Origin of the sequence: Nonomuraea sp. NPDC050540 (genome assembly GCF_044457485.1) — a bacterium.
Lineage (GTDB): Bacteria > Actinomycetota > Actinomycetes > Streptosporangiales > Streptosporangiaceae > Nonomuraea.
Genome location: NZ_JBITHA010000024.1, coordinates 128,404 through 136,024 on the forward strand (window position 1 = coordinate 128,404; position 7,621 = coordinate 136,024).

General features: G+C 71.3%; 8 protein-coding genes. 5 read left to right on the plus strand and 3 right to left on the minus strand.

Annotated elements, in window-relative coordinates:
* Window positions 1-47 precede the first annotated feature (47 nt).
* Window positions 48-1,691, plus strand: coding sequence for a DNA repair helicase XPB (locus tag ACIBI5_RS48720; protein ID WP_397257758.1), 1,644 nt, complete (start codon window positions 48-50; stop codon window positions 1,689-1,691).
* Window positions 1,692-1,870: 179 nt separating this feature from the next.
* Here the strand turns inward: ACIBI5_RS48720 and ACIBI5_RS48725 are convergent, their stop codons facing one another.
* A complete protein-coding gene (locus tag ACIBI5_RS48725) occupies window positions 1,871-2,203 on the minus strand; it encodes a hypothetical protein (protein WP_184971992.1) in 333 nt (110 codons plus the stop codon).
* Window positions 2,204-2,305: 102 nt separating this feature from the next.
* Here ACIBI5_RS48725 and ACIBI5_RS48730 point away from each other — a divergent pair, with 102 nt between their 5' ends.
* The gene (locus tag ACIBI5_RS48730; protein WP_397257760.1) at window positions 2,306-4,321 is read left to right on the plus strand and encodes a HelD family protein; all 2,016 of its coding nucleotides are present in this window, start codon (window positions 2,306-2,308) and stop codon (window positions 4,319-4,321) included.
* A 12-nt stretch (window positions 4,322-4,333) separates the two neighbouring features.
* Here ACIBI5_RS48730 and ACIBI5_RS48735 read toward each other — a convergent pair whose 3' ends face one another.
* Window positions 4,334-5,686, minus strand: a complete 1,353-nt coding sequence (locus ACIBI5_RS48735; RefSeq protein ID WP_397257762.1) for a flavin monoamine oxidase family protein — start codon at window positions 5,684-5,686, stop codon at window positions 4,334-4,336.
* Between the two features lie 47 nt (window positions 5,687-5,733).
* Between ACIBI5_RS48735 and ACIBI5_RS48740 the strand changes: the two genes are divergently transcribed.
* The 3 genes from ACIBI5_RS48740 to ACIBI5_RS48750 are packed head-to-tail and all read left to right on the plus strand — an operon-like array spanning window position 5,734 to window position 6,941.
* Window positions 5,734-6,327, plus strand: a complete 594-nt coding sequence (locus ACIBI5_RS48740; RefSeq protein ID WP_397257764.1) for a TetR/AcrR family transcriptional regulator — start codon at window positions 5,734-5,736, stop codon at window positions 6,325-6,327.
* A gap of 14 nt (window positions 6,328-6,341) precedes the next feature.
* Window positions 6,342-6,767: a GNAT family N-acetyltransferase gene (locus tag ACIBI5_RS48745; protein ID WP_397257766.1), complete on the plus strand. Its 426-nt coding sequence runs from the start codon at window positions 6,342-6,344 to the stop codon at window positions 6,765-6,767.
* Between the two features lie 15 nt (window positions 6,768-6,782).
* Complete coding sequence (locus ACIBI5_RS48750; protein ID WP_397257767.1) at window positions 6,783-6,941, plus strand: hypothetical protein; 159 nt, start codon at window positions 6,783-6,785, stop codon at window positions 6,939-6,941.
* Window positions 6,942-7,036: 95 nt separating this feature from the next.
* Here ACIBI5_RS48750 and ACIBI5_RS48755 read toward each other — a convergent pair whose 3' ends face one another.
* A complete protein-coding gene (locus tag ACIBI5_RS48755) occupies window positions 7,037-7,336 on the minus strand; it encodes a hypothetical protein (protein ID WP_397257769.1) in 300 nt (99 codons plus the stop codon).
* Between the last annotated feature and the right edge of the window lie 285 nt (window positions 7,337-7,621).

Below are 7,621 nucleotides of genomic sequence, written 5' to 3' on the forward strand. Positions count from 1 at the left end.
CGCCGCTTCTTTGTGTTGGATAGGCGGTAGCCATCGAAGGGGGACCAGTGAACGACGGCCCGCTCATCGTCCAATCCGACAAAACGCTGCTGCTTGAGGTCGACCACGCCAACGCGGACGCGTGTCGCAAGGCGATCGCGCCGTTCGCCGAGCTGGAGCGCGCGCCCGAGCACGTGCACACCTACCGCGTCACGCCGCTGGCGCTGTGGAACGCGCGAGCCGCCGGTCACGACGCCGAGCAGGTCATCGACGCGCTCATCAGCCACAGCCGCTACCCGGTCCCCCACGCGCTGCTGGTCGACATCGCCGAGACCATGGCTCGCTACGGCCGGCTCCGGCTGGAGAAGGACCCGGTCAACGGCCTGGTGCTGACCTCGACCGACCGGGCCGTGCTCGAAGAGGTGCTGCGCTCGAAGAAGATCCAGCCGATGCTGGGCGAGCGCATGGGCGCCGACTCGGTCGTGGTGCACCCGAGCGACCGCGGCAACGTGAAGCAGGCGCTGCTCAAGCTGGGCTGGCCGGCCGAAGACCTCGCGGGCTACGTCGACGGCGAGGCGCACCCGATCTCGCTGCTGGAGGACGGCTGGTCACTGCGTACCTACCAGAAGGACGCGGCCGAGGCCTTCTGGCACGGCGGCTCCGGAGTGGTCGTGCTGCCCTGCGGCGCCGGCAAGACGATCGTCGGGGCGGCCGCGATGGCCCAGGCCCAGGCGACCACGCTGATCCTGGTCACCAACACGGTCAGCGCCCACCAGTGGAAGACCGAGCTGATCAAGCGCACCTCGCTGACCGAGAACGAGATCGGCGAGTACTCCGGCACCAAGAAGGAGATCCGCCCCGTCACCATCGCCACGTACCAGGTGATGACGACCAAGCGGAAGGGCGTCTACGCCCACCTGGAGCTGTTCGACGCGCGCGACTGGGGCCTGATCGTCTACGACGAGGTGCACCTGCTGCCCGCGCCCATCTTCCGCATGACCGCCGACCTGCAGGCCCGCCGCCGCGTGGGGCTGACCGCGACGCTGGTGCGCGAGGACGGCCGCGAGGGCGACGTGTTCTCCCTCATCGGGCCCAAGCGTTATGACGCGCCCTGGAAGGAGATGGAGAACCAGGGCTGGATCGCGCCCGCCGACTGCGTCGAGGTCCGGGTCACGCTCTCCGACGAGGAACGGCTGGCCTACGCGATGGCCGAGTCCGACGAGAAGTACCGCTTCGCCGCCACCACGCCGTCCAAGACGACCGTCACCGAGGCGCTGGTCAGGAAGCATCTGGGCGAGCAGGTGCTGGTCATCGGCCAGTACATCGACCAGCTCGACGAGCTGGGCGAGCACCTCAACGCGCCGGTCATCAAGGGCGAGACCCGGGTGAAGGAGCGCGAGCGCCTCTACCAGGCCTTCCGCGACAAGGAGATCCAGGTCCTCGTGGTCTCCAAGGTGGCCAACTTCTCCATCGACCTGCCGGAGGCGGCGATCGCCATCCAGGTGTCGGGCACGTTCGGCTCGCGGCAGGAGGAGGCGCAGCGGCTCGGCCGCGTGCTGCGGCCCAAGGCCGACGGGGGCGGCGCCCGCTTCTACACCGTGGTCAGCCGGGACACCGTCGACCAGGAGTTCGCGGCGCACCGCCAGCGATTCCTGGCCGAGCAGGGCTACGCGTACCAGATCATCGACGCCGACGACGTCCTGGAAGTATGAAGGCCCGGCCGCTCCGGCGGCCGGGCCTTGCCCAGAACCTCAGGTCCACGAAACTCCGCGGGCCGTCGACAATCGAACCACCCCCCTCACCTGCGCGCTGTCGCCTACTTCACGCCAGCTGCGACATACCCGATGATCCCCCATTCCCACCTGAAATGCCCGATTTTTTGGCGATTTAGTTAGCCGACGAGAAGGCCACCCAGGAAGAGCACACCCTCGGCGACCACCCATGCGGCCACGGCCGAGCCCATGTACAGGTTGAAGGTGCGATGGTCCTTCCTGGCGGCGGGCAGGATCCAGGCGGCGGCCGTACAGACCGCCGCGAGCATCGCGAACAGCCCGGACAACCCCGCGACGGCGTCCAGGCGCTGGCCGCACTGCGTGGCGTCGCCGTTCGCGCAGAAGGCCGCCGTCCCCCAGCCCGCGAAGACCGACAGCCCCCACAACGCGGCGAGCAGAAAGCTCGCGATGGTGGGGACGATCGGGGAGACGCCGAACCGCACACGTGCCACGGTCTCCCCCTACCCCGCGTAAATGCTTTGGATGCCTCCCGTTTCCCCGATTAGACTGGCCGATTCGCTACCGGTTACCACTCCGACAGGGGGCGCTTTCGCATGCCCGCACACCAGCTGGCACCCGACATATCCGACGATCCAGCGGACGTTCTGTCCGCCGAGCAGTCTCACCTGGCCGAATCCCGCAAGGCCCTGCAGGCGATGCGCGAGCACGCGCAGTCGCTGTCGGCGGAGGCGGCCGGCGACTGGGTCTCGCAGCAGGTACTCCAGTCGCTGCTCGACCAGCGCGTCGCGGCCCTCGCCGACCACCCGGACACGCCGCTGTTCTTCGGCCGGCTCGACAGAAGCGCGGGCGATGATCTGCCCGGCACCATCTACGTCGGCCGCAGGCACGTCCACGACGGCGCCAGCCGCGCGCTGGTGATCGACTGGCGCGCTCCGGTCTCGCGCCCGTTCTACCAGGCCAGCCCCTCCGACCCCATGGACGTCGTACGGCGCCGCCGCTTCGGCTACCACGGCGGCGCGCTGACCGCCTACGAGGACGAACCGCTCGACCAGGGCGGCAACCTGGGCCCCTCGAAGATCCTCACCGACGAGATCGAGCGCCCGCGCACCGGCCCGATGCGCGACATCGTCGCCACCATCCAGCCCGACCAGGACGAGATCGTCCGCGCCGCGCTGACCCAGACCGTGTGCGTGCAGGGGGCGCCCGGCACCGGAAAGACCGCCGTGGGGCTGCACCGGGCCGCCTACCTGCTGTTCACCCATCGCGAGCGGCTGGCCCGCTCCGGCGTCATGATCGTCGGGCCGAACCGCGCGTTCCTGTCCTACATCTCCTCCGTCCTGCCCGCCCTCGGTGAGGTCAAGGTCGACCAGACCACCGTCGCCGACCTGCTGGGCGCCTACGACACCCCGGAGGAGCCGGAGGTCGCCGCGATCAAGGGCGACGCCCGGATGGCCGCGGTGCTGGAGCGGGCGCTCTGGCTGCACATCAGCAAGCCGGAGGAGGGCCTGGTCTACACCCGAGGCGTCCACCGCTTCCGCGTGGCCGACTACGAGGTGCGCGAGATCGTCGCCTCCCTGCGCGGCACCACCCGCTACGGCCCCGGCCGGGCGGCGCTCGCGCAGCGCCTGGCCCACCAGGTGCTCGTCCGCATGGAGCAGCGCGGCGATTCCCCCGACGACCGGGTGCAGGACGCGGTCGCGCGGTCCAAGCCGGTCAAGCAGCTCGTGGACGCCGTCTGGCCCAAGGTGACGCCAGCCCAGGTGCTGTTCCGGCTGCTGTCGGACGCCGGGTTCCTGGCCAAGGCATGTGCCAAATCCGATATCTCGCCTGGCGAGCAGGAAATGCTGCTTTGGCGGAAGCCGTACCGTGGATGGAAGTCCGCGAAGTGGTCGGCGGCCGACGCCGCGCTCCTCGACGAGCTCGGCGACCTCATCGAACGCACCTCCTCGCTCGGCCACCTCGTCGTGGACGAGGCGCAGGACCTGTCGGAGATGCAGCTGCGCGCCCTCGGCCGCCGCTGCCGCAACGGCTCCGCGACCGTCCTGGGCGACCTCGCGCAGGGCACCACGCCCTGGTCCACCACCTCGTGGGAAGCCGTGCTCCGGCACCTCGGCCAGGACTCCGGCGAGGTCACCGAGCTGACCCTCGGCTTCCGCGTGCCGCGCGAGGTGCTCGACTACGCCGCCCGCCTCCTGCCGTCCGTCGCCCCCGGGCTGGCCCCGCCGCGGTCGCTGCGCCCCGGGCTCGGCTCCCTGTCGGTACGGCCGGGCGCCGCGCTCGCCGAGGCGGTCGGCGCGACCCTGTCCAGGGAGGGCTCGATCGGCGTGATCGTGCCGGACGCGCTGGTGGAGCAGGTCTCCGGTTCGCTGGAGGACATCGCCCACGCCGTCCTCGACCCCGACGCCGCCGACCAGGAACACCGGCTGCTCGTCATCCCCGCGACCCTGGCCAAGGGCCTGGAGTACGACCACGTGATCGTGGTCGAGCCGGCGGACATCGTCGCCGCCGAGCCCAGGGGCCTGGCCCGCCTGTACGTCGTGCTCACCCGCGCGGTCACCTCGCTGACCGTCCTGCACGACAAGCCGCTCCCCGCCGCTCTGGCGATCTAGCCCTCCCGCCGCTCAGGCGATCTGGTCGTCACCCAGGGCCTTGGCGACCTCCGCCGCGGCCCGGTGGCCCGACTCGACGGCGCCGTCCATGTAGCCCGCCCAGCGGACGGCGGTCTCGGTCCCCGCCCAGTGCAGCGGCCCCACGGGCGTGCGCAGGGCGGGGCCGAACCTGGTCAGGGTCCCGGGCGCGGCGAAGGCGCCGTAACAGCCCCGGCTCCACTCCTCCGCGGCCCAGTCGAGCTCGATGTAGTCGATCGCGTAGCGGGCCACGGGGCCGAAGTAGGCGGTCAGGTCGTCCACGGCCCGGCCGCGCCGCTCGGCGACGCTCAGGCGGGCCGCCGCGTCGGCGTGCGCGCCCTCGAAGAAGCCCGTGAGCACCCCGGGACCGCCTTCCCCCTGCGGGGTGCTGTCCAGGACGGTGCCCAGCGCGCGGACGTCGCTGTTGGCCTCCCCGGAGTAGCCCGCCTCGCGCCAGAACGGGTCCCCGTAGACCAGATGCACCTTGATGACCCGGCCCATCGGCATCCGCTGGGTGAGCTGGTCACGGTCGCCGGGCAGCCCGGGGCTGTACCTGATCCGGCCGGCCAGCGGCGGCGGCACCGCGACGATCGCGCGCCTGGCGCGGGTCTCGGTGCCCGGGGTGCGGAGCACGACCTGGTCGTCGTCCCAGGTGATGTCGGTGACGGGTTCCGCCTGCCGTACCCGGTCACCGAGTTCCGCGGCGACGGCGAGCGCGACGCGCTGCGAGCCGCCCGCGACGCGGTCCTGCTGCGCCCCGCCCCTGACCTCGGTCAGCGCGTCGAAGCCGCCGCCCGAGCCGAAGTAGTACAGCGCCCACAGGGCCGAGATCTCCTCCGGCTCGGCCGAGAAGATCGCCTCGGTGACCAGCCTGACCATCGCCCGGCCGCTCTTGGTGCGGGTGCGGGCGCGCATCCAGGCCGCGAACGTCTGCGCGTCGAGCTCGCGGGCGCCGGGCGCCGTCCAGGGCGCCTCCAGCGGGATACGGCGGGCCGCCCGGTCCAGCGCGAGCTGCGCCCGCCCGAGGTCGGCCAGCGCCAGCGCCCCGATCCGCGGAACGCGCCCCGTGTACTCCACGCGCCGTCCCACCAGCTCGGCCACCCGCCTGCCCTGGTGATGGGTGGGGAAGGTGGTCAGCCCGAGCTCGCCGATGAGCGCGAGCACCCGATCCTGCCCTGGCCCGACCCACTGCCCGCCGAGCTCGATCGCCGCGCCGCCCGGCAGTTCGCCGTTGAGGGTACGCCCGCCGACCCGCTCCCGCGCTTCCAGCACCACCACGTCGTGCCCGGCGCGCACCAGATCCCGCGCGGCCACCAGCCCCGCCAGCCCCGCGCCGACGACAGCCACATCCACACTGTATCTGACATTCATGTTGTATGTGATATCCATGACGCATGGCATCCGTCAAGACCCGGCGCGAGCTCTACGCGGAGACCACCCGCCAGGCGCTCATCGACGTCGGCCGCCGCGTCTTCGCCGAACGCGGCTACACCGCCGTCTCGGCAGAGGAGCTGGTACGCCAGGCGGGCCTGACCCGCGGCGCCCTGTACCACCACTTCGACGGCAAGCAGGGCCTGTTCGAGGCCGTCTTCGAAGAGCTGGAGGACTCCGCCGTCCGCGCGGTCACCACGGCGATGACCGCCGGCGACCCCGCCACCCGCGCGCGAGCCGGGCTGACCGCCTACCTGGACGCCTGCGGACGGCCCGAGTTCCGGGAGATCGTGCTGAAGCAGGGCCCGATCGCCCTGGGCCACGAACGCTGGCAGGAGCTCGACGTACGCCACTTCGGCGGCCTGCTCCGCGACGCGCTGACCACGCTCATGGACGAGGGCTACCTCGCCCGCCGCCCCGTGGAGATGCTCGGCCGCGCCCTGTTCGGCGCCATCACCGAGCTGGCTCTGGCCATCGCGGAGGCCGACGACCCGGCCGCCGCCCGCGCCGAGGCGGACGCCATCGCGGCCACCCTGCTGTCGGGCCTGCGCGCCTGATAAATTCCAGAGCCATGGCCGAATTCGGGGTAAAAGTAAGAAACGGCAATCAATCAGACATCAAGGCCGTCCTGGATTTCTGGGCCGAGGCCGCGGAAGGCACCGACCGCCACGACGACCCCGCCAAGGTCGAAGCCCTGATCGCCCGCGACCCCGAATCTCTGCTGCTGGCCGAACTGGACGGCAAGCTGGCCGGCACCCTCATCGCCGGATGGGACGGCTGGCGGGCCCATCTGTACCGGCTGGCCGTCCACCCGTCGTACCGCCGCAAGGGCATCGGCACCACGCTGCTCGCCGCCGCCGAGGCCCGCTTCGCCGCCTTCGGCGCCTTCCGCGCCGACGCCATGGTCCTGCACGACAACACCCTCGCCCACCACGCCTGGTCGGCCGCCGGATACACCCGCCAGCCCGAATGGGGCCGCTGGGTCAAACGCCTCTGAACCGTTCAGGCGCCCGTGAGCGCTGTGGTCAGCTTGCGCATGGCCGACGCTGCGGACTCGCTCGCCGTCGGCCGGAACCACCGCCTCCAGGCTGCCCCCGAGGTCCAGCACCGCACGGGCGAAGATCTGGTCCACGCCGTCGGCCAGGCACGACAGCCCGACGACCTCGGGTGAGTGCCCGGCCAGCGTCCCGCGCAGAGCGTCATCGACGAGGGACACCGTGCCGGCAGGCAGACCGCGATGCCCGGAGACAGCGATGCGGATCATCATCACCTCCAGTTGTAGCTGTAGTACCGGCCGAGTTCGTGGAGGGCTTCGTCGGTGAGATCGGGGTGACGGACGCGCATCTCGGCCACGGCCTGGGCCGTGCCGGATCGCAGGGTGTGGTTCTCCCAGTTCACCGGGACGTTCAACATCTCGTCGGCCAGCGCGTCCAACGTGGGAAGCACCTGGGCCGCCTGGTCGGGTCCCAGCGACTTCGCGAGGGCGGCCGGATCCTTTCGCGGCCATGGACCGGCGCCGCCGCTCAGATAGACGATCAATGCCTGGCTGATCGGCTCGTTCACCATTCCAGGATCTCAGCCTCGGTCAAGGCCGGCGCCCTGCCTTCCGTGGGCGTGAGCTCGAAAGAAGGCGCGCGGAGCTCCTTGCCTTTGGGCGTACGCGAAAAGGGCGCCCCCGAACCGGGAGACGCCCTCTTTGCGAAATGGCTGGACTTAGAAGTCCATGTCGCCGCCGGGCATGCCACCAGCCGGGGCAGCCGGGTTCTTCTCCGGCTTCTCGGCGATGACGGCCTCGGTGGTCAGGAACAGCGCCGCGATGGAGGCGGCGTTCTGCAGCGCCGAGCGGGTGAC

What these genes read in the sequence shown, in the direction of transcription:
- ACIBI5_RS48745 (WP_397257766.1), top strand. Translation starts at nt 6,342, where the DNA reads ATGGCCGAATTCGGGGTAAAAGTAAGAAACGGCAATCAATCAGACATC.
- ACIBI5_RS48740 (WP_397257764.1), top strand. Translation starts at nt 5,734, where the DNA reads ATGGCATCCGTCAAGACCCGGCGCGAGCTCTACGCGGAGACCACCCGC.
- ACIBI5_RS48730 (WP_397257760.1), top strand. Translation starts at nt 2,306, where the DNA reads ATGCCCGCACACCAGCTGGCACCCGACATATCCGACGATCCAGCGGAC.
- ACIBI5_RS48755 (WP_397257769.1), bottom strand. Translation starts at nt 7,336, where the DNA reads ATGGTGAACGAGCCGATCAGCCAGGCATTGATCGTCTATCTGAGCGGC.